The sequence below is a fragment of the Rhizobium sp. Root1203 genome (genome assembly GCF_001424945.1).
In the GTDB taxonomy this organism is placed as follows: Bacteria; Pseudomonadota; Alphaproteobacteria; order Rhizobiales; family Rhizobiaceae; genus Rhizobium.
In genome coordinates this window covers 447323-465678 of the sequence record NZ_LMCW01000012.1, presented here as the reverse complement: position 1 = coordinate 465678, position 18356 = coordinate 447323, and the positions used below count along the sequence as shown (strand labels likewise).

At 58.9% G+C, this 18356-nt stretch carries 25 protein-coding genes and 1 tRNA gene; 6 read left to right on the top strand and 20 right to left on the bottom strand.

What is annotated here, in order from left to right:
* Positions 1-297 precede the first annotated feature (297 nt).
* The 5 genes from ASC97_RS12815 to ASC97_RS12795 form a co-directional block, all read right to left on the bottom strand.
* Complete coding sequence (locus ASC97_RS12815; RefSeq protein ID WP_057468708.1) at positions 298-1521, bottom strand: molybdopterin molybdotransferase MoeA; 1224 nt, start codon at positions 1519-1521, stop codon at positions 298-300.
* Entirely contained in the window at positions 1518-2018 is a 501-nt protein-coding gene (gene moaC, locus ASC97_RS12810) for a cyclic pyranopterin monophosphate synthase MoaC (RefSeq protein ID WP_057468707.1), read from the bottom strand. Before moaC ends, ASC97_RS12815 begins: the two co-directional genes overlap by 4 nt.
* A 1-nt stretch (position 2019) precedes the next feature.
* Positions 2020-2832, bottom strand: a complete 813-nt coding sequence (gene trpC / locus ASC97_RS12805; RefSeq protein WP_057468706.1) for an indole-3-glycerol phosphate synthase TrpC — start codon at positions 2830-2832, stop codon at positions 2020-2022.
* 108 nt (positions 2833-2940) lie between these two features.
* Complete coding sequence (gene trpD / locus ASC97_RS12800) at positions 2941-3957, bottom strand: anthranilate phosphoribosyltransferase (RefSeq protein WP_057468705.1); 1017 nt, start codon at positions 3955-3957, stop codon at positions 2941-2943.
* A gap of 15 nt (positions 3958-3972) precedes the next feature.
* Positions 3973-5865, bottom strand: coding sequence for a peptidylprolyl isomerase (locus ASC97_RS12795; protein WP_057468704.1), 1893 nt, complete (start codon positions 5863-5865; stop codon positions 3973-3975).
* A 220-nt stretch (positions 5866-6085) separates the two neighbouring features.
* Between ASC97_RS12795 and ASC97_RS12790 the strand changes: the two genes are divergently transcribed.
* Positions 6086-6367: a hypothetical protein gene (locus ASC97_RS12790; protein WP_057469344.1), complete on the top strand. Its 282-nt coding sequence runs from the start codon at positions 6086-6088 to the stop codon at positions 6365-6367.
* A 65-nt stretch (positions 6368-6432) separates the two neighbouring features.
* Here ASC97_RS12790 and ASC97_RS12785 read toward each other — a convergent pair whose 3' ends face one another.
* Positions 6433-6684, bottom strand: coding sequence for a GlsB/YeaQ/YmgE family stress response membrane protein (locus tag ASC97_RS12785; RefSeq protein WP_057468703.1), 252 nt, complete (start codon positions 6682-6684; stop codon positions 6433-6435).
* Between the two features lie 130 nt (positions 6685-6814).
* Positions 6815-7036: a hypothetical protein gene (locus ASC97_RS33965; RefSeq protein ID WP_156390368.1), complete on the bottom strand. Its 222-nt coding sequence runs from the start codon at positions 7034-7036 to the stop codon at positions 6815-6817.
* Positions 7037-7365: 329 nt separating this feature from the next.
* On the opposite strand from ASC97_RS33965, the gene ASC97_RS12780 reads away from it, so the two are divergent.
* From ASC97_RS12780 to ASC97_RS12770, 3 genes are all read left to right on the top strand, one after another.
* Positions 7366-7575, top strand: coding sequence for a hypothetical protein (locus tag ASC97_RS12780; RefSeq protein WP_443216741.1), 210 nt, complete (start codon positions 7366-7368; stop codon positions 7573-7575).
* A 205-nt stretch (positions 7576-7780) separates the two neighbouring features.
* Positions 7781-7870, top strand: a tRNA-Ser gene (locus ASC97_RS12775).
* A 187-nt stretch (positions 7871-8057) separates the two neighbouring features.
* Complete coding sequence (locus tag ASC97_RS12770; protein WP_057468702.1) at positions 8058-9344, top strand: tyrosine-type recombinase/integrase; 1287 nt, start codon at positions 8058-8060, stop codon at positions 9342-9344.
* 446 nt (positions 9345-9790) lie between these two features.
* Here the strand turns inward: ASC97_RS12770 and ASC97_RS12765 are convergent, their stop codons facing one another.
* The 3 genes from ASC97_RS12765 to ASC97_RS12755 all read right to left on the bottom strand — a co-directional run bounded on the left by ASC97_RS12765 (position 9791) and on the right by ASC97_RS12755 (position 11770).
* Positions 9791-10297: a DUF4411 family protein gene (locus ASC97_RS12765; protein ID WP_057468701.1), complete on the bottom strand. Its 507-nt coding sequence runs from the start codon at positions 10295-10297 to the stop codon at positions 9791-9793.
* Positions 10297-11475 carry an ImmA/IrrE family metallo-endopeptidase gene (locus ASC97_RS12760; RefSeq protein ID WP_057468700.1) on the bottom strand — a complete coding sequence of 393 codons (1179 nt, stop codon included), beginning with the start codon at positions 11473-11475 and terminating at the stop codon, positions 10297-10299. The genes ASC97_RS12765 and ASC97_RS12760 overlap by 1 nt, the downstream gene beginning before the upstream one ends.
* A gap of 67 nt (positions 11476-11542) precedes the next feature.
* The gene (locus ASC97_RS12755; RefSeq protein WP_057468699.1) at positions 11543-11770 is read right to left on the bottom strand and encodes a hypothetical protein; all 228 of its coding nucleotides are present in this window, start codon (positions 11768-11770) and stop codon (positions 11543-11545) included.
* Positions 11771-12254: 484 nt separating this feature from the next.
* On the opposite strand from ASC97_RS12755, the gene ASC97_RS12750 reads away from it, so the two are divergent.
* Together ASC97_RS12750 and ASC97_RS12745 are read left to right on the top strand one after the other, a co-directional pair.
* On the top strand, positions 12255-12506 hold the full coding sequence (locus ASC97_RS12750; protein WP_156390367.1) for a hypothetical protein: 252 nt from the start codon (positions 12255-12257) through the stop codon (positions 12504-12506).
* A gap of 10 nt (positions 12507-12516) precedes the next feature.
* Positions 12517-13413, top strand: coding sequence for a hypothetical protein (locus ASC97_RS12745; RefSeq protein ID WP_057468697.1), 897 nt, complete (start codon positions 12517-12519; stop codon positions 13411-13413).
* Between the two features lie 83 nt (positions 13414-13496).
* Here ASC97_RS12745 and ASC97_RS33960 read toward each other — a convergent pair whose 3' ends face one another.
* From ASC97_RS33960 to ASC97_RS12700, 10 genes are all read right to left on the bottom strand, one after another.
* The gene (locus ASC97_RS33960) at positions 13497-13667 is read right to left on the bottom strand and encodes a hypothetical protein (RefSeq protein WP_156390366.1); all 171 of its coding nucleotides are present in this window, start codon (positions 13665-13667) and stop codon (positions 13497-13499) included.
* Complete coding sequence (locus ASC97_RS12740) at positions 13657-14094, bottom strand: DNA translocase FtsK (protein WP_057468696.1); 438 nt, start codon at positions 14092-14094, stop codon at positions 13657-13659. Before ASC97_RS12740 ends, ASC97_RS33960 begins: the two co-directional genes overlap by 11 nt.
* Entirely contained in the window at positions 14087-14323 is a 237-nt protein-coding gene (locus ASC97_RS12735; RefSeq protein ID WP_057468695.1) for a hypothetical protein, read from the bottom strand. Before ASC97_RS12735 ends, ASC97_RS12740 begins: the two co-directional genes overlap by 8 nt.
* Positions 14324-14424: 101 nt before the next feature.
* A complete protein-coding gene (locus tag ASC97_RS12730) occupies positions 14425-14895 on the bottom strand; it encodes a hypothetical protein (RefSeq protein WP_057468694.1) in 471 nt (156 codons plus the stop codon).
* Positions 14892-15584: a hypothetical protein gene (locus ASC97_RS12725; protein ID WP_057468693.1), complete on the bottom strand. Its 693-nt coding sequence runs from the start codon at positions 15582-15584 to the stop codon at positions 14892-14894. The genes ASC97_RS12730 and ASC97_RS12725 overlap by 4 nt, the downstream gene beginning before the upstream one ends.
* Positions 15584-16564, bottom strand: coding sequence for a DUF5131 family protein (locus tag ASC97_RS12720; RefSeq protein WP_057468692.1), 981 nt, complete (start codon positions 16562-16564; stop codon positions 15584-15586). The genes ASC97_RS12725 and ASC97_RS12720 overlap by 1 nt, the downstream gene beginning before the upstream one ends.
* Positions 16557-16760: a hypothetical protein gene (locus ASC97_RS12715; RefSeq protein ID WP_057468691.1), complete on the bottom strand. Its 204-nt coding sequence runs from the start codon at positions 16758-16760 to the stop codon at positions 16557-16559. The genes ASC97_RS12720 and ASC97_RS12715 overlap by 8 nt, the downstream gene beginning before the upstream one ends.
* Positions 16757-17437 (bottom strand): hypothetical protein, encoded by a 681-nt coding sequence (locus tag ASC97_RS12710; RefSeq protein WP_057468690.1) that lies wholly within the window; start codon positions 17435-17437, stop codon positions 16757-16759. Before ASC97_RS12710 ends, ASC97_RS12715 begins: the two co-directional genes overlap by 4 nt.
* Positions 17434-17826: a hypothetical protein gene (locus ASC97_RS12705; RefSeq protein ID WP_057468689.1), complete on the bottom strand. Its 393-nt coding sequence runs from the start codon at positions 17824-17826 to the stop codon at positions 17434-17436. Before ASC97_RS12705 ends, ASC97_RS12710 begins: the two co-directional genes overlap by 4 nt.
* Positions 17823-18332 carry a hypothetical protein gene (locus ASC97_RS12700; protein ID WP_057468688.1) on the bottom strand — a complete coding sequence of 170 codons (510 nt, stop codon included), beginning with the start codon at positions 18330-18332 and terminating at the stop codon, positions 17823-17825. The genes ASC97_RS12705 and ASC97_RS12700 overlap by 4 nt, the downstream gene beginning before the upstream one ends.
* Positions 18333-18356: the final 24 nt, after the last annotated feature.

Below are 18356 nucleotides of genomic sequence, written 5' to 3'. Positions count from 1 at the left end.
GCTTGTGCGGCACACAAGGTCCCCAGCGCAAGCGTCTCCCCCGCGAAAATTAGGAGGGGAATGCAGAGAGACCGGAGTTGCGGGCATAAACCGCCGAACGGGGCGCTGGGAAGCGCCATATATTTTTACTCCAACGCGGCAATTTCCGCGCCCCGTCCGAGTAGGCAGGCATGGTCAAACCACGGGGAAGCCAGCCGCGTGAAGGTCGAGGTGCGTCTATGGCAGGCTGTGCGGTGCAACGCCCGATCCAACTCCGGGCGGCCGTGGGGCGGAGATGCAAGGCGAAACGGTCGACGTTCAGCCGGTCAGGCCGGCCCGAAGCAGCAGGACAGGGCATGGGCCGCCGGCCGGCAGTTCCGGTGCATGCGGCGGCCGCACGATCAGGCAGTCGGCCTGTGCGAAGATCTTCATCATCGACGAATCCTGCTTGCCGAACGGCTCGGCCATCAGCATGCCCGTGGAGGAGGTCAGCAGCCGCGCCCGCACATAATCCTGGCGTTGATCGTTGGCTTTGAGGGTGACGGATGTCTCCGCCGTCGCGTCGCGCCCGACGGGCGGCAGCGAGGCGAGTTTGCGGATCAGCGGCTCGAGGAACAACACGCCGCAGACCAGGCTGGACACCGGATTTCCGGGGAGCCCGAGCACATGTGTGCCGCCGAGGCTGCCGACCATCAGCGGTTTTCCCGGCCGCATGGCGATGCGCCAGAAATCGAGCTGCATGCCGACGCCAAGCAGCGTTGCCTGCACGAGGTCGTGGTCGCCCACGGACGCCCCGCCGAGCGTCACGATGACATCGGCCTTCGCCTCCCGGGCGCGCTGGACAGCGGCGGCAATCGCTGCGGTGTCGTCGGGGACGATGCCGAGATCCAGCACCTCGGCGCCGGCATTGCGCGCAAGCGCTGCAATGCCAAAGGTGCTGGATGCGATGATCTGAGCCGGGGCCGGCACGCTGCCGGGGGGCAGCAACTCGTCGCCTGTGGCAAGCAGCGCCACCAGCGGTTTGCGCAGGACCTCGATCGCCGCATGGTTCATGCCGGCGGCAACCGTCAGCCGCGAAAAATCGAGGATCGTGCCGGCCGAAAGCACGGCTTCGCCCTCGACGAAATCCTGTCCGCGCGGACGGATGTGCTGGCCCTGGCGCACCGGAAACGTCGTGCGGATACCGCCTTCGATTTTTTCCGCGTCTTCCTGAAGCAGTACACTGTCGGCACCTGATGGAATGGGGGCTCCCGTAAAGATGCGAACGGTCTCGCCTCGGCCCACCACGCCATCGAAAGCATGGCCAGCAGCGGATGTCCCGATGAGCTTCAGATCTGCCCCCGGCTCAGGAGCATCTTCCCGCCGAAGCGCATACCCGTCCATCGCAGAAGCGTCGAAGGGAGGCTGCGTCAGCCGCGCCACAAGATCGGCGGCGAGAACCCGGCCATCCGCCTCGGCAAGCGAAACAGTTTCGGCGGCAACGACCGGTCTCGCCCTGGAGAGCAGGCGCTCCTTTGCGTCGGCCACGGGTAACAGGCTCATCTGGAATGCTCCGGATGGCGAAAGTCGCCGGACTTGCCGCCGGATTTCGCGAGCAGTCTTATGCCGCCGATCTCCATCGCCTTGTCGGCAGCCTTGGCCATGTCGTAGACCGTCAGGCAGGCGACTGAAACGGCGGTCAAAGCCTCCATCTCGACACCGGTCTTGCCGGTCAGCTTCGCGGTTGCCGTGATGCGCAGGCCGGGCAGGGCGGGGTCCTCTGTGATGTCGACCGATACCTTGGTCAGCATCAGCGGATGGCAGAGCGGAATGAGATTGCTCGTCTGTTTTGCGGCCATGATGCCGGCAAGGCGGGCCGTGCCGATGACGTCGCCCTTCTTCGCATTGCCTTCGCGGATCAGCGAAAGCGTCTCGGGCGCCATCTTCACGTGGCCTTCGGCGGTTGCGACGCGGACCGTATCGGATTTGTCGCCGACATCGACCATATGCGCCGTTCCGGACGGGTCGATATGGGTGAGCCCGGACTTGCCGCCGCTCATGTCACTCGGCCGCCAGGGCGGCTTGCCCGAAGAGCAGTGCGCGCGTCGCCGCCGTCACGTCGTCCTTGCGCATCAGGCTCTCGCCGACGAGGAAGGTGTTGATGCCGAAGGCTTTAAGGCGCTTGCAGTCGTCATGGGTGAAGACACCGCTTTCGCCAACCAGCAGCCGGTTGTCGGGGACCATGGCGGAGAGCGTTTCGCTGACGGTGAGGCTGACCTCGAAGGTCCGAAGATTGCGGTTGTTGATACCGACGAGTGGCGACGACAGCTTCAATGCCCGCTCCATCTCCTCCGCGTCGTGCACTTCGACGAGCACGTCCATGCCCAGGCCGAAGGCCTCGTCCTCCAGACGCTCGGCATCGCTGTCGGACAGCGACGCCATGATCAACAGGATGCAATCGGCACCCCAGGCGCGGGCTTCCTGCACCTGATAGGTCTCGAACATGAAATCCTTGCGCAGCGCCGGCAACGTGCAGGCTGCGCGCGCTGCCGTCAGATACGCCGGCGCGCCCTGAAAGCTCGGCGTATCCGTGAGCACGGACAGACAGGCTGCGCCACCAAGCTCATAGGCCTTTGCCAGCGACGGCGGATCGAAATCCGGACGGATCAACCCCTTCGACGGGCTTGCCTTCTTGATCTCGGCGATCAGGCCGTACTGGCCGGCATCGCGCTTTGCGACCAGCGACTTGTAGAAGCCGCGCGGCGGGGATTGATCGGCCTGCATGGACTTGAGATCGGCAAGCGAGACCTTTGCCTTCGCCGCGGCGATCTCTTCCCGCTTGTACAGTTCGATCCTCTGCAAAATGTCGGTCATGGCTGTATCCTAGAGCAATTCCAGCAAAAATGCGTAGAGGTTTTGCGTCCTGAATTGCGTGAAAGCAAAATAGAGCGTTTTCGCGATTCAATGAAAAGCGGAAATGCTCTAGTCGATATCGTTCGACACGGCCACGAGTTTGTCGAGAGCCGAGGCCGTCGCACCGCTGTCGAGTGATTCTGTGGCAAGCCGCATGGCGTCGCGGAGCGTCTCGGCCTTGCCGGCAATCACCAGCGAAGCCGCGGCATTGGCAAGAGCGATATCGCGATAGGCATTCTTTGCGCCGCTCAACACGTCGCGCAGCGCAGCGGCGTTGACGACGCCGTCACCGCCCTTGATGGCGTCGAGCCGGCAGGGTTCAACACCGAAATCGGCCGGCGACAACTCGAACGTTCTGATCTTGCCGCCTTCGAGCGCCGCAACGCTGGTGCTGCCCGTTGTGGTGATCTCGTCCAGTCCGTCGCCGTGGACGACCCAAACGCTTTCGGAACCGAGATCGCGCATCACTTCGGCGATAGGCACCACCCACTGCGGTGCGAAAACACCAAGCAACTGACGGCGAACGCCCGCCGGATTGGAAAGGGGGCCAAGCAGATTGAAGATGGTACGCGTGCCGAGCTCGACGCGGGATGGACCGACGTGTCGCATTGCGGAGTGGTGCTGCTGGGCGAACATGAAGCCGACACCGGCCTCGCGAATGCAGCGCGAGATGATCTCCGGGGTAACGTCCAGCTTCACGCCGAGCGCCGCAAGACTATCGGCGGCGCCGGATTTCGAGCTGAGCGCCCGGTTCCCATGCTTGGCGACCGGAACCCCGGCGCCGGCGACGATGAGCGCCGCCAGCGTCGAGATGTTGTAGGTGCCGCTCGCGTCGCCGCCCGTGCCGACGATGTCGATGGCGTCCGCGGGTGCGTCGACGGTCAGCATTTTGGAGCGCATCGTCGTCACGGCCCCGACGATCTCGTCGACGGTCTCGCCGCGAACGCGGAGCGCCATCAGGAAGCCGCCGATCTGCGAAGGCGTTGCCTGGCCGGACATCAGGATGTCGAAGGCCTGGCGGGCCTCCTCACGGGTCAGAGGCTCGCGGCTTGCAGCCTTGGCCAGAAGCGGCTTCAGATCGGTCATGCTGTTTCGCTCCCCTTAGCGGACGGCTGCCTGTTCGGCGAGCGGCTGGTTGATGGATGCGCCGTACTGAGTCTGCAGCAGGTTTACCATCTGGTCGAGGATATCATCGCCTGCAGCGTTCGCCATCGCAGTAATCTGCTGGTCCTGGTTGTTCAGAACGTCGCCCGTCGGCTCGGTGTTGACTTCCGTGACCTTGAGCAGAATCTGCGTCGTCGGGTCGTTGCCAATGGCGTTGGCGACGGTATCGACAGGACCGGAGAAGGCGGCACTGACGCCGGCGCTTCCGAGAACCGCGTCATCCATGCCGCGCGTAATGCCGCTCTTGTTTTCGACGGTGATGCCGAGCGGGGCAGCGATATCGGCAAGCGACGTGCCCTTCTGCGCCTGCTGCTTCAGCTCTTCGGCCTTCTTGGCGAGTTCGGCCTTCTGCTGTTCGGCGGTCCAGTCGGCAATCGCCTTGTCGTGAACTTCACTCAGCGGACGGTCGCGCTCCGGCGTTACGTCGCGGACATCGAACCACATGTAGCCATCCGTCCCGATGGAAAGCGACGGCACATCGGCACCGGCTTCGGTCCGGAAGGCGGCGGCGAGCACCTGCTGCCTGGCCGGGATGTCCTTGACCTCGTTGCCACCCTTGTCGAGACCGGTCGCATCGACGGCGTCGATGACGACGGCCTTCAGCTTCAGCTGCGTCGCGATCTGCTCGAGCGTCGAGCCGGAGCTGCGCAGGTCCTCGATCTGGTCATGCACGTTGATCAGTTCCTGGGAGGCATTGGAGACTGCCAGCTGCTTGCGGATCTCTTCCTTGACCTCGTCCAGGGTTTTCATGCTCTCCGGCTTGATGTTGCTGATGCGCAGGATCACCGGACCGAACGTGCCGTCGACGACGGGTGTCGTTCCGCCGTTCTTCGACACCGCAAAGGCGGCATCGGCCACGGCCTGATCGGGTACCTTGTCCTTGGCGAATTCGCCGAGGAGGACGTCGCTCGCCGTCTTGCCCTGGTCGGTCACCAGCTGGTCGAACGTGGTGCCGGTCTTCAGCGCGTTCACGGCCGCATTGGCCAGGTCCTTGTTCTGGAAGGTCAGCTGTTCGATCGTGCGGGTTTCCGGCGTCCGGTAGCTGTCCTTGCGCTTCTCGAAATCTTCGCGGATCTGATCGTCCGTAACGGAGGCAACATCGGCGATATCGTCCGGCTGAAGCTTGAGGTAGGCGACCTTACGGTATTCAGGGGCGCGGAAGCGCGGCTTTGCGCCCTCGAACCACTTGGCAAGCACGTCGTCCGCCGGTGCCTTGATCGGTTCGATGTTGGCATTGGTCAGAAGCAGATAGTCGACGCCGCGGCTTTCCTGGCGGTAGAGCTTCAGCGCATCCACGAGCGTCTTCGGCGCCGTAAAGCCGTTCGAAACGGCATCGACGATCTGGCTGCGGACGGCGACCTTGCTGCGTTCCTTGATATAATCGTCCTCGCGGATGCCGGCGTTGCGCAGCCGCGATGTGAACAGCGACCGGTCGAACTGGCCGTTGACGGCCTTGAAGGCCGGATCCTCGCCGATCAGCTGCGCCAGGCGATCCTGCGACAGGCCGAGGTTCATCTCGTCTGCCAGCTGGTCCAGCGAGGCGCCGGCAACAAGCTGTGCAAGAACCTGCTGTTCAACGCCGAATGCGCGGGCCTGTTCGGGCGTCAGACGCATGCCGAACTGCTGGCTGAGATTGGCCACCTGGCGCTGATAGGCGAGGCGGAACTCGTTCACATCAACATGTTGATCGCCGACGGTCACGACCGTCGTGCTGTTGCTGCCGGTCAGCAGGGAATGAGAAACACCCCATATGCCGAAGGAGGCGACCAGGAGCAGCATGAGGAGCTTGGCAACCCAGGTCTGGGCAGCTCGTCGCAGAATATCGAACATCGAAACGCAAACCTCGCATTCTATTCGCCCGTTCTCGGGCTAAGGCATTCGACGTTCCTTAGAGCAAACCTGTCAGGAAATGAAGGGTTATCGCGCGAAAACATCTGCGCTATAGCGGCATGCGTTTCGCAGCCTTCCCGCACAACAAAAGATGCCGCGCTTCGGAACCTTTGGCAGGGTCATTTCGTTGAACAGCATGCCGAAAAAACAGGAGCAGACTATGGCCGACATGAAAACCGCCTCCGCCCAGTCCACAGCCGCGCGCGTGAAGGCGGACGTTGCAGCAGACGATCTTTCCGCACAGGTCGCAGCCTTGCGCGAAGACCTTGCCCGCTTGTCCGAAAGCGTGATTGCGCTGGGGCAGGGTGCCAAGAGTGCTGTTGCCGACGAAGCGTCGGTCGTGACGGAACGCGTGCGCGACAAGGTACGGGAGGAGCCGCTCTTCGCGCTCGCCGTGACCGCCGGGGTCGCCTATTTGTTCGGATTGATGAGCCGCAGGTAAACTGCAGCCTCATCGCGCGAAAGGGCAGGGCGCTACGGCGCCCGGCCCTTTTGTCTATAGCAGGCTTACCTGCGGATCACTCGGCCCACCGCAATGAGAACGCAGGCTCCCACGAAGCCCGCAATCAGATAGCCCAGCCAGCCGCCGAGCACCACGCCGAAGACCGACAGAATGGCATTGGCGACGATAGCCCCGACAATGCCGAGCAGTATGTTCATCAGCAGGCCCATGCTGCTGTTCATGAACTTTTCGGCCAGCCAACCGGCGATGCCGCCGATGACGATTGCCGCGATCCAACCCACGCCTGCGCTTTCCATGTCTGTATTTCCTTTCGAGGAAAAGAATGAACCGTACACCCAAGATAAAATGACTGTAGTCCGATACGATCAGGGTCAAGCGCGTCTGCAGGCCCGGCCGAGGCGCTTCACACCCGATGCAGGTTGCCCATCATTCCCGCACGAAAAATACATAGGCCGCGCCGCCGATCCCGCAAGCGGGACGGGTAGGAATATCGGTGCGAGTGGAAGTTAAGCGTTCGCTGCGATAAAGCGTCGCATGCAGGCGACGCGATGAGTGCTGCAGGAACAAGACAAAACACAACCGCAGGAAGATTTGCCTTAAATGACTCGACGCCATGTCGAGCGGATGGATCGGTTCGCCCGGCCGCATCTGGGGTGGCGCCGATTCCGGCGGCCGCAATCGCGCAGCGAATGCCTAGCGGCGGGATGCACTCCCGGACCGAATTACGCTTTAGAAACATTGTGAAACGCATATGATAGCTTCGCCCGAGCGCCCCTCCGGCGCTGGGTCGGGACGACCATTGCGCAACCCTGCCTTCGTTTCTTCCAGGAGGCTGCACCGAGTGAAAACTCTCGATTGGATCAGGTAGTGTGTCGTCAGAAAAACGCAGCGGTCGCCAAAATCGATCTTTCTTTCAGCAATTGCTTGCTCAACCTATAATCTATGTCATTCTAGGCTCCTGAAAATGAGGGGTATCAATGATGATTAATCTTCAGTCGGCTCAGGGTGAGGTTTCCCACGATCAACGCCTGCTCGATTGCCGGGCGGATGTGGAACCTGCGCTTCTTCAAATCATCCATGAGGCGAAGAAAAAGGGCTGGGCGCCTGCTGAAGTGGCGATGGCGATCGCCGATGCGGCCGACGACTACATTCTACTTCTGGCGAACCGCAAGACCACGTCGCACTGAGATGGCCGCCGATCGACGGCAGGTCGCATAGGCCTGAACGTCGCATTTTCGGCCGTCGAGGAAGGCGAATGGTGAATAGACACCGTCGCGCCGGTTGACGATGCGACCGTAGCGGCTATAAAGCCTCACGAACCCGATCTGGACCCAATCGGCGTGCCTTGCTTCAAGTGGGGCTGTGCATGCAGTTGAGCCGGATCGACGTGATGGAAGAGTGTCCGAGTGGTTTAAGGAACCGGTCTTGAAAACCGGCGTGCGGGAAACCGTACCGTGGGTTCGAATCCCACCTCTTCCGCCATCACAGCTACCTATATCCTCGCATATTGTCGCGCAGGCCCTTGATTTCAGGCCTTTTTCCGTGCTCTCTGTTCCCATGCTTTCGCATCGATTAGCACCCGTGCCCGCTCATTTGCGGGCATCTTTGTGGGCATCGGCTAGCGAAAATGTGGGCATCGCAATGAGCAGGTTGGGGGCAAGACGCCGCTATGGCTGGACTGACAGATGTGCAACTCCGCAAGGCCAAACCGGCGGAGAAGAGTTATAGAATCGCCGATACTGGCGGCCTCTTTCTTTTCGTGACAACAGCGGGGTCGAAGGGATGGCGGATGCGCTATCGCTTCGAGGGCAAAGAGCAGACGCTGATTATTGGCGAATACCCCCAAATATCTCTTAGCGACGCTCGGGCCGCTCGAGACGCGGCAAAGGCGATCCTCAAAGAAGGACGCGACCCCAACAAGCAAAAGAAGATTGAAAAGCTGATCGGGCAGCAGCGCACGGGCGAGACATTCGAGGTGATCGCTCGCGAATGGCACGGCCTGCAGAAATCTCAGTGGACACCTATTCACAGCGATGACGTGATCAATTCGCTCGTCAAAGACGTGTTCCCAACGATCGGATACCTGCCTATCCGCGAGATCAATGAGCAGCTCGTGCTCGCGACGTTACGCCTAGTGGAGAAGCGTGGGGCGAACGAGACTGCCCGCCGACTAAGGCAACGCATCTCGGCCGTGTTCGTCTACGCGATTTCCTCTGGTCGTGCGCAGGGCGATCCTGCCGCCGTGGTGACGGGTGCCCTCGCTCCGTTCCGCCGGGGTAGGCAACCTGCCGTTACGACACTTGACGCCGCCAGGGAGATGATGCGCAAGACCGAGCAGACGCCAGCACATCCCGTCACGAAGCTGGCTCTACGGCTTATCGCGCTGACCGTAGCGCGGCCTGGTCCACTTTCGACGACGCCGTGGGCAGAGTTCGACGAGCTTGACGCCGAAGAGCCAGTTTGGACGATCCCGGCCGCTCGTATGAAACTGAAGAGGCAACAGAAAGAGGACGAAACCCGAGATCATCTGATCCCATTGTCGAAGGAGGCAATGGACACGATTCAGGTTTTGAGGGAGTTGACGGGACGGGGACCATACGTTTTTCCGAACAGCCGGCATGCTCATCGCCCGATGTCCGAGAACGCCATGGGTTATCTGCTAAACCGAGCCGGCTACTTTCAGCGACATGTGCCCCACGGTTTTCGCTCCACGTTCAGCACGATCATGAACGAGCGCTTTCCGGACGATAGAGCTGTGATTGATTTCATGCTCGCGCATGTGCCTAAAGACAAAGTGGAAGCCGCCTACAATCGCTCACTCTATCTCGCACGCCGCAAGGTCCTCGCGCAAGAATGGGCAGACCTCCTCATGGAGGGTGCTCCGACCGCTGCTGAGCTGCTCAGTGGCCCGAGGAAAATCCTCAACCCCGATAACTATCGGAAGAGGGCGGCCTAAGATCCAGCCCTGAGCCGCGTCGCCTTGACACCTTTCCTGTTGAGAACATAGTAGGAACATTGGCCGTAAGATTGCGGCAAGCGCGAAGCACAAGAGGGCGATGCGTGGTCGAAACTATTGGTGAGGCTATGGACGCGGGGTGGGATATCGCCGCTCGATGCGCGTGGGGAAAGCGTGACGGGCTAAAGACCGTTAAGGCCTGTTCGTGGAAGCATGACCTAGATCTCGTAACTCTGGTTGCTACGCGTGGCCGGGACTTTCCTATTGCTCGGCTGGCAGAACGTTTGAGGTGTCCATGTTGTGGAAGCCGGCGCGTTGCTGTCGTGTTTATTCCTGCATCCAAGCCACCACGTGCTATGAATGTGAAACGGGATATCCGCTGGTAGCTATGAATTTGTCCGAACCTGTCCGAAGGGCCAATCGCACCCAAATGACGTTGCATGGTATTAAAAGCTTAGCCGTTCTCGTCTCAAGAAGTCGCTGAAAGTTAGATGCTCAACACCTTCCGCTCGGCAGATGTTGGGTATTTTTCTTTTAGGCGTCTGTCCGTCCTCTTTGACCATGTGTTCCATGCTGACAACAGGTACGTTCATCGTTTTCGCGAGGGCGATAATAGTGATGTCGTTCAAACAAATCGTCTTTGCCGAGCCGCCGGTGAATTCTGAGATACAATGTCGGTGGTCGACCTGCATTCGCTTGATGTGCCCGATATAGGTTGGCCAATCCCAATCATTCCCAACCTCCAGGACCACGGACGACTTCGAATTGATCAAAAGCTGGCCTATGCCTCCTTGGCAATGGCACATCTCGTCGTAGATTTCGGGCGTAACCGCTATGTAGTCACTAAGGACGAAAGCTGCGAAATGAGCCCAAAGGGTTTTATGAATATCCTCCGGCATTGTCTCCAAAGGATTGGATACGCCGGACGTGTCGAAGCAATATTTCTTCGTCATTAGCCGAAATGATCCCGAATATCATTTAGATGCCGTAGGTTCTTAATCCCCATATACTGCGCCGCATTGTGGTTGTTGATCCGACCGTTGGTCCAGGCCTCCAGCACCAAGCCCGTGTAGAGATCACCGAGATTGTTTCGGTAGCGCGTTCCGTAGTACTCGGCGCGGCCAAAGCTCTTGTGGTTCGCTTCCTGTTGCTCAAATTGTTGCTTTTTCGTACCCCAGTAATAAGCTGCTACCACGTATCCAAGATGAACCAGCCTGATAAGCATCGCGTGCGCGCTGACATGGAATGTCGCTGCTAGATTATTGAGCGCATTGTCAGAGATTGAGGAGGCTGGCGTTGCTGGAATCGCGCCCGCCGTCGCAACAAGCGCATCACGCGGCATCAGAAATGCCGCAGCAAACCGGTCACACCAGCCCTCGATTGCAGACGTTGCTGCCGCGTTCAAAGGCGCAATTATGGCACTCTGGTGCAGTGCAAGGTGGGCTAGCTCATGGACCAGGGTAAACGCTTGCGCCGTCGGGGCTTCGTTACTGAAGACGATAACAGGGAGTGGAAACTCGGCGATACACATTCCACGCGCACCGACGTCCCGAAGACCTGTGTTTTTCAGTGTGAGTACTCCCAGTCCCTCAATCCGCCGTCTCAGAGTGACGGGAAATCTCTGTTGATCTGCAGATCTAAAAGCGAGCTGGGTCGCAATCGTAAAATCCATCGCCTCGCGCGCGAGGCGCGATACTTCCTCGGGATTGGCCCCAATTCCGCATGCAAGAATTTCCGGGAACTGAGGGACGTCTTCGCCAACCTCTTCGAAGAGATCCAGAGCGTTCACGCGCTGCGCCTCGGCCCAATACTGGATATCTTTCAGCGCAATAATTTCACGCGGTACATCAATTCCACGATGTGATCGAAAATCCGGTACGAGTTGAGGCTCCTGAAGGAGAGGTGGTTCGTCTAGGAAGAACTCAACAAACGAGCGCTCATAGAGGTCTGCCAACGCGCGGGCTTGATTAACCGTGGGCACCTCTGACGCATCTTCCCATGCCCGAATTCGCGCGATCGATTGGTGAAGCTTGGTCGCAACCTGCTCGAGGTCAAGCCCACGCCGTTCCCGCGCCCACCGGAGTACGGTGGGATTGTAAGCTGGGCGCTCTCGCTTCTCTGAAACTACCATAGCTTCATGATAACGAAATTGATTAGGATTTGGTGCATCCTGGCTATGAACTTATTTCTGGGGGCTCTTAAAGAGTTTGCAGGCCGCGCTTATAATCTTCTGAAGATTTTTTGGAGAGGGCGAGTTTTTCCCCTTCGTCGGCAATTTCAACGGCCCGATAGGCTTCGATCAAGGCTGTAAATGTGCCAGCCGTTTCCAACGCAGCTCCACCATTGTTATAGTTCTTCTCAATAATGTCGCCGATCTTAGCAGCGATGTATTCCTTCGCCAGTTGGATTTTGCCAGCGCGGTCCATGATTCTCTCCGTTTCGACCAGACCATTACTAACAAGTTGGGCTTGTCCATCAAGGGCTATCCAGAGGTACGTTTTTTGCAGAAGGATTTTTGATCCTATTCCTCGTTCCGCTGCAACGCAGGGGAAGGGCCACAACCCGTTGCCTTTGTGTGTTGGCACTAAGATGAACCGAAGCACATACCTGCCAAATTTCTGTAACGCTGAATGACTACACACCAAAAAGGTGCAATAAGAGCGGAAATCCTAAGCAAATTTGACAAGGTGTGTGCGCCACTGCGCACCTTGCAATGCAACTCAGCAAATGTATTTTATTCACCGCAAAGTAGTATCTAAATATTGAGAACTTTCGGGGGCTGTGTTGAGAAAACATATTAGATGGGGGTTGCTTCTTTTGTTGGCGTGTCAATCGGAATACGCGCTCGCTCAGACAGAGTCAGCAGCACAGATCTGCAACTCCGCTGGGGTATGTGCGCCCGTTGACCCTTTGACGGCACTTGCGATCGTTGGAGTTAAGGCACTAACGGACGAAATTAATAAAGGAAGCAATGGGTTCGGACCGAATGGCGCAGTTGTGAATGCTGTGACCACTGCTCTCAATGACCTGAAACGCGGCGGCCTCGGTGAGAACAACGACATTGTGCGCGCCCTCCAAACGATCAAGAACGATCTAATTGAAGGCCCCGGAAAGAACAACGACGTAATTAAAGCATTGGGTTCAATCGGTATCAAATTCTAGGAGGGAAACAATGAAACGTGTTTTAGCTCTGCTTCTTTTTTCAACCACAGTTTTGGCCGGTAATGCCTTTGCTCAGGGCGCATTGGATTTTGCCGATCCGTGCAAGGCACAAGAAGGAAAGTTTGATTCAACTACAACCGCTCTCCGACAAAATGCAGACGCGCTCATCGCGCAATGGGATGGCTTAAGCGAGCCGCCTGGCGAACTCCGACCGATTTACGTCGAGGCTGTTAGGGCAGGAGCTTACCAACAGTGGAGTCAGAACCCTATGATCAAAGGGCTCCTGGCCCAGATGGCACAGACAAGTCCGACCTTCGAACCAAAAAACTATTTCGTGGTGAACGTATATCCACAGGTATACACCCAGGAGTTGGAAGCTGAGGCGGTTAGAACGCTATTTAAAGCAGACTACCAGGCAAATCTACGACCGAAATTTATTGCGGAAAGAGGGGAGCTAGAGAAGACAATCGATGGGCAAAAAGCGAAGCTCGACGCGGCGTGCAGCCCTGATGTCTTCAACCAATACTTCCGAGCAACGGTCGGTAACTTGATGCTAATTTACAAGGGCAACGAGCAGGCCGCGGCGAACGAAAAAGGAGACGTTGCGGCAGCCATCCGGTTGATGAGTGGCATTAGCATCACCGACATACTAGAGCATGGTCTGCTTGGAGGCGAAAATAGCGAAATTCGCAAAATGTTCAACAACCTAGGCCTGGGAGCGAATTCGGATCTTGGCAAACTAGTGCAGTCGTTAGATCCGAGCCAATGGAAGATTGATCTTCCAAACATCCCATTGCCGAAGATTGACCTTCCTAAAGTTGATCTTCCCCGAATTGATCCTCCATTGCCGCCTGCCAAAGCCACCATCCCTTTGGTCAACGTGGAAGTTTGCGTGCCTTGGTGCTGAGGATGGGGCGGTATTCACAGCCCGGTGGCAGGGGGCCTTTGAAAATGGGAGCTCCTGCTGGTCACCTGAGGTCGCGCGGGATCCTACTTTTTCAGTCGATCGAGGATGATCCGGACTTCGCCGCTGGCGCGCAGCGTCCTGTCGGAGGTAAGGCCGCCGTTGCCGCCCTTGCCGTGGATGCCGTTGACGTCGAACTCGACGGATTCGACCAGCTTCTTTGCTGCCGCCATGAGGGCTTGTGTCTCAACGGTCATAAGTCTCTCCGTTGCGCACATTGTCGGCCATGCGACGGATGGCGAGGCGGTGCAGGCCGGTCGCTTTCGCAACCTGCCCCTCGGACAGCGTACCGTCGTTCAACAACCGCATGATCAGGTTGAGCGTCCCGCCGATGTCCGGAAGCACCGAAAAGCTTCCGCCGATCCTCTCAGACTGGCCAACGGCCGATGTCTTCGTGATGCTGACAGTTTCCGGCTTCATGTGGCCCAGTGGATCCCTGCCCACTATCCGACGGCCGCGGTGGTCGGCCGGCCCAACGATAAATTCTCGTTCCATCCGTTCGATATGGCGGGCCGCCTGATTGTAACCGATCCCGAGCCGCCGCTGGATCATGCTTGTCATGGCGAACTCCTCTTTGCGTACCAATTCGACTGCACGCCGGTAGTTTTCTTCTTCCTCAGACAAGTCCGTTCTCCTTCAGAAAGTCCTCGATGCCGATCGGGCGTTCAGAGGCCGTGAAATAGTGAATGATAGAGAGGTGCAGCGCCTCCCAGGCGCGGTCATAGATCGCCGCGAGACGGTTCCATTGCGGCTGCCGCTCCGGCCGATTGAAGGACGTCTTCTTGTGGAGACGGCCGAGCTTGCGGTCGCGAGCGTTCAGCGTTTTCCAGCGCCGGCGAAACTCAAGGGGCATCGCTCGCCAGCATTTGGCGCAAATGATCGTGTCGCACCCTGGGTGTTTGTCTTGGGCGGCGGTGCGGGCGCACCTGGGGTTGAGGCATCGGATACGGCCCGTCATACTGCCACCCGCGCCGTCGGCTCGGAAAACGCTCGAACAATCTCGTCGAGCTGTCCAAAGGTGAACCGCACCCGATTGTCCATACTGCTCTCGAAGACAATGAAGGCCTCGTTGGTCCAACCTTGCCGCTCTCGAACGATGCAGTCATGCATCAGCTTCAGAGGCTCAATCGCTTCCGCCAAGCGTGTCCGGTTCAGCATAATTTCTTTCGGTACCGAGGACATCAACTCGATCGAGGCATGCGGCGAGCACCAGGCGCCGTTGCCGATGGCGGCCGCGCTTTCGCTCAAGATCGCGCGAAGCTTGCTGACGTCGGTGAACACCTGATCCAGAGCGCCGGCGATCGCCGCCAGTTTTTGCTGCGCCGAACCTTCGGGAGTGTCAAAAAAGGGGCTGCCCGAGCCCTTTGCATACGCCAAGTCCCAATAGTCACCTACGAGCTGCAGGATTTCCTCTTTCTGCGTCACGCTGCCACCTTCTTCGCTTCTCCGGCGAACTCTTCGAAAGCCAGTCGATCGCCGGCACAGCATCGGTAGACGAGATTGACAGGGCCGATGCCGTCCCAACGGAAGCTGAAAGGCCACCTGAACTCGATGGTGGCGGGAGCTATGCTCATTCCGGGAAATTCGAAATGCAGCATGGCCTCTCCGACGCCATAGGCGCCATCCTGGGAAAGGATGTAGGCGCCGGGACGAAAGGCATCGCCAGTGCCGTGAAACTTCACGTCGCCGAAACGCTGCCGCACCACGGCGCGAAGCGTCTCTATAAACTCGCCCTCGAAGCGCCGCTTTTCGGATTCGACCTCATCGTCTCTCGTCTTGCAGGGGGCGCAGCAGAAGACGCGGCCCCCTTGGACGCCGATAACGTCCTGTGTGCTGAGGCAGCTCTCTTCGAGCCATTCCTGTGAAATGTCGTTGCCGCAGCCGTGGCATTCCAAACGCCATCCGTACTCAATCAGCAGGCTCGCGGGCACTATGCTTGAAGGCGCGCACCAGTCGGCCCACTTGGCGCGATAGCAAACGATGTGCGCTACTACGCCGTCGGAATATTCCTGCGCGCCGCGCTTTCGCGCCTGCTGAAGCGTCTTGGCGAATACGACGCCGCCAGTGTTTTCGTCAGCCTCTAGAGCGACGTACGCGTGTTCTACAGTAGCCATTATTGGAGCCCCATTGGAAAGTTGAGGTAGGTCCTGCCGTCGAGCGTCCGGCCTGCAGCGTGCTTGCCAACGCGGTACATCGTCATGATTTCAAGTTGGACCGACGCGAACGCGCTCGGATCGCGGTTCAGCTCGCGCTTCTCGACGCGACGCTTGATGAAATTCGCCCTAACCGCGGGGTGCAGGTCGTTGTCCGGAGCCCATTCGCCCCATTGCTTGAAGAGAAACGCCGCACGGCCCTCGCACTCGCGCTTGAGCTTCCGCACCCACTCTGGATGGATCGGGCGAGCGTTCTTGCCGCTCTCACCGCCCACGATTACCCAATCGAGACCGGGCAGACGCTCGGGCAGATTCGCCAGCATCATTCGATGCATATACGACCACTCGCCGGTCATGGCGTTCAGCAAGAACTTGCCGACGCGGAGGTCGCGCAACGTCATCGGCTCCTGCATCGGCTCAATGCTGACCCCGACCCACGGAATGCCGAACAGTCTCTTTAGCTCGAGGAGGCGAGGCAGGTCGCGCTCGGCCTCACGCTGGGTGACGACGGTTACCATTAGGCCGATGTGCCGTGGCCAATTCTCGCGCCATGCGGCGGGGACCATCTTCGCGACGTTGCTGATGCGCTTGGTCAGCATGATGATCCGCAAACCATCGGCCGCTGCCGCATGGTCGAAGAGCTTCGCCCGCAGTTCGTCGTTCGCCTCGTTGTCGAAGATATCTGACATAGACTGCATAAAGATGCGCAGCGGACGGCCATTCTCAGCCTGGAAGGCCGCTGCCGAGCGTTGCATCTTCTGGATCAGGGCCGGGGCACCCTTAATCTCGCGGCGCTCGGTATTAGGGCCCCATTGCTTGTTGCCACGGAAGTTGTTGTAGTCCTCGGCATAGCAGTTGTCGCAGCCGGGGCCGACTTTCGTGCAGCCCCACCAGAAATTCACGGTGCCGTCGCACCACTCGATCGCGGAGCGCTCAGCCATGCGATGAAATCCTTGTATTGACGATGTCGGTGATGGTGACCTGCAGAGCGTCCGGCGCCTGCAGGAAAAACGGATACGGGTCGAAGCAAAACGAAATCCATTCCTCGTCGGCGAGCGCGTGTCCGGCATCTTCGATGTCGTGACGGTCGATGCTGCGAAGGACTGCGAGCAGGTTGCGGACATCCTCCGGCGTCATGCTGCGATCCGGTTGATGTTCTGCTTGGCAACTGTGAAGGTGTAGGCGACTACCCATGGGTTATTAGCCCAGCCCACACCTGCCTTGAAGTTTATCGAATCCCAGAGCCCCGCGTACGCCAAACAAGGATTTCCGTTCCATGTCCCGCTATCGCCCTTGATGCCCCATGTGGGCGCGATCCATTCGAGGCCCTCGGCAATTGCGTCTTCCTCGCTGATGGCCTGCAGCCGCTCGATCCGAACATCGGTCACGATCAGCGTCAGGCGCGACGCCCAACGCGGCATGAAGATCGACGGACGCCAGAAATGCGAACCTTTCGGTGCATAGTATTTGAAAGCGTTCTTATCCCCATCCGGATATCGGATCTGCTCGTGCTGTTCGGACCAGCCCACGAGCCCGCGCTGCGCCGCGTAGGCTATCTCGACAACGTCCGCTGCCCATGAATGAGCCCGCCAGGTTTCCCTGACCCATATCCGGTCGCCTATTTGAAACCGGGAATAGTCCGGCGCGTGATTGGGCACGTCCTCTTCGGCCACGTTGAGCAGGCCACCGAATATGTGCCATAGGCCATTTGGCTGCTGCTCAATCTTCTTGAATAGCCGGCGCGTCTGTGTTTTGCGCCCATCGAGTAGGGCGCGGATCATCGGTGCAGAGAAGAGCAGGGGATGATCAGTCATGCTGCTTCGACCCCGCGAAGCTCTGCCCTATCCGTCACATCGACGATGGCCAAAGCCTTCATCACCCATCGGCCGTCTTCGTCTTTTTCAGGCTCGATGACGATCGGTTGTTCGGCATCCACGCTGTAGTGGATCGCCACGTAGACAGCGGCTACCAACCGGTCATCAGGGACAACGTGCAGGTGCCGCGTGCCATTTACTGGCTTGCTGTTCTCATTGTGTTCTCGCACCATTTGGACTGCCGTAAGCATCTCAGCTAGCGATACGTCGTTGAGTGAGGGCAAAACCGGGTTATCGGTCAGGCCGTTAGCCAAGAAATACCGTTTCGCTATGCGCGAGTTGATGGAGAGCGCTTGATCGAACGTGAGAAGCGGGGAGGTGCCGCTCATGCCGACACCTCTTCGCCGAGCGTGCCGACAAGAGCCGTGGCCTGCTCGAAGGCGACGACGTAACCGCAGCCTGGCTGTTCGGACCACCGTTCCTTTTCGCGCTCGGGCACGAGGACAATTTCGGCAGTCGCGGGCCAAATCGCGGCGATGCGGGCTTTCGGATAGCTGGCGGTCGAAACATAGTCGCCAACCGTGAAGGGCACGACGACACCGTATGCCTTCACCCAATCGGACTGCACCTTTCGGTGCGCCGACGAGAGATCCGCATTGTCGAGTATTTCGACCAGCCGAGCGTCTGGCTCCCATCCGTGCCTGCGGTCCAAGCTGCGAGCGAAATCATAGCCGTTTCTCTCGAACGACGCCGCGAGCTGATTGCTCACGCGATCGCGATCAATATCCGATCCATCGAGCCATTCGATTAGATCGTCCAGCATCGCCTCGATGGCGAGGGCGCGGACCTCTTGTGACCCATACCTGGGGCGCGTGGGAATTGCGGTATCGTTCATGATGATCCCTCTTGCGATCGGTTC

What these genes read in the sequence shown, in the direction of transcription:
- ASC97_RS12815 (WP_057468708.1), bottom strand. Translation starts at nt 1,521, where the DNA reads ATGAGCCTGTTACCCGTGGCCGACGCAAAGGAGCGCCTGCTCTCCAGG.
- moaC (WP_057468707.1), bottom strand. Translation starts at nt 2,018, where the DNA reads ATGAGCGGCGGCAAGTCCGGGCTCACCCATATCGACCCGTCCGGAACG.
- trpC (WP_057468706.1), bottom strand. Translation starts at nt 2,832, where the DNA reads ATGACCGACATTTTGCAGAGGATCGAACTGTACAAGCGGGAAGAGATC.
- trpD (WP_057468705.1), bottom strand. Translation starts at nt 3,957, where the DNA reads ATGACCGATCTGAAGCCGCTTCTGGCCAAGGCTGCAAGCCGCGAGCCT.
- ASC97_RS12795 (WP_057468704.1), bottom strand. Translation starts at nt 5,865, where the DNA reads ATGTTCGATATTCTGCGACGAGCTGCCCAGACCTGGGTTGCCAAGCTC.
- ASC97_RS12790 (WP_057469344.1), top strand. Translation starts at nt 6,086, where the DNA reads ATGGCCGACATGAAAACCGCCTCCGCCCAGTCCACAGCCGCGCGCGTG.
- ASC97_RS12785 (WP_057468703.1), bottom strand. Translation starts at nt 6,684, where the DNA reads ATGGAAAGCGCAGGCGTGGGTTGGATCGCGGCAATCGTCATCGGCGGC.
- ASC97_RS33965 (WP_156390368.1), bottom strand. Translation starts at nt 7,036, where the DNA reads ATGCGGCCGGGCGAACCGATCCATCCGCTCGACATGGCGTCGAGTCAT.
- ASC97_RS12780 (WP_443216741.1), top strand. Translation starts at nt 7,366, where the DNA reads ATGATGATTAATCTTCAGTCGGCTCAGGGTGAGGTTTCCCACGATCAA.
- ASC97_RS12770 (WP_057468702.1), top strand. Translation starts at nt 8,058, where the DNA reads ATGGCTGGACTGACAGATGTGCAACTCCGCAAGGCCAAACCGGCGGAG.
- ASC97_RS12765 (WP_057468701.1), bottom strand. Translation starts at nt 10,297, where the DNA reads ATGACGAAGAAATATTGCTTCGACACGTCCGGCGTATCCAATCCTTTG.
- ASC97_RS12760 (WP_057468700.1), bottom strand. Translation starts at nt 11,475, where the DNA reads ATGGTAGTTTCAGAGAAGCGAGAGCGCCCAGCTTACAATCCCACCGTA.
- ASC97_RS12755 (WP_057468699.1), bottom strand. Translation starts at nt 11,770, where the DNA reads ATGGACCGCGCTGGCAAAATCCAACTGGCGAAGGAATACATCGCTGCT.
- ASC97_RS12745 (WP_057468697.1), top strand. Translation starts at nt 12,517, where the DNA reads ATGAAACGTGTTTTAGCTCTGCTTCTTTTTTCAACCACAGTTTTGGCC.
- ASC97_RS33960 (WP_156390366.1), bottom strand. Translation starts at nt 13,667, where the DNA reads ATGACCGTTGAGACACAAGCCCTCATGGCGGCAGCAAAGAAGCTGGTC.
- ASC97_RS12735 (WP_057468695.1), bottom strand. Translation starts at nt 14,323, where the DNA reads ATGCCCCTTGAGTTTCGCCGGCGCTGGAAAACGCTGAACGCTCGCGAC.
- ASC97_RS12725 (WP_057468693.1), bottom strand. Translation starts at nt 15,584, where the DNA reads ATGGCTACTGTAGAACACGCGTACGTCGCTCTAGAGGCTGACGAAAAC.
- ASC97_RS12720 (WP_057468692.1), bottom strand. Translation starts at nt 16,564, where the DNA reads ATGGCTGAGCGCTCCGCGATCGAGTGGTGCGACGGCACCGTGAATTTC.
- ASC97_RS12715 (WP_057468691.1), bottom strand. Translation starts at nt 16,760, where the DNA reads ATGACGCCGGAGGATGTCCGCAACCTGCTCGCAGTCCTTCGCAGCATC.
- ASC97_RS12710 (WP_057468690.1), bottom strand. Translation starts at nt 17,437, where the DNA reads ATGACTGATCATCCCCTGCTCTTCTCTGCACCGATGATCCGCGCCCTA.
- ASC97_RS12705 (WP_057468689.1), bottom strand. Translation starts at nt 17,826, where the DNA reads ATGAGCGGCACCTCCCCGCTTCTCACGTTCGATCAAGCGCTCTCCATC.
- ASC97_RS12700 (WP_057468688.1), bottom strand. Translation starts at nt 18,332, where the DNA reads ATGAACGATACCGCAATTCCCACGCGCCCCAGGTATGGGTCACAAGAG.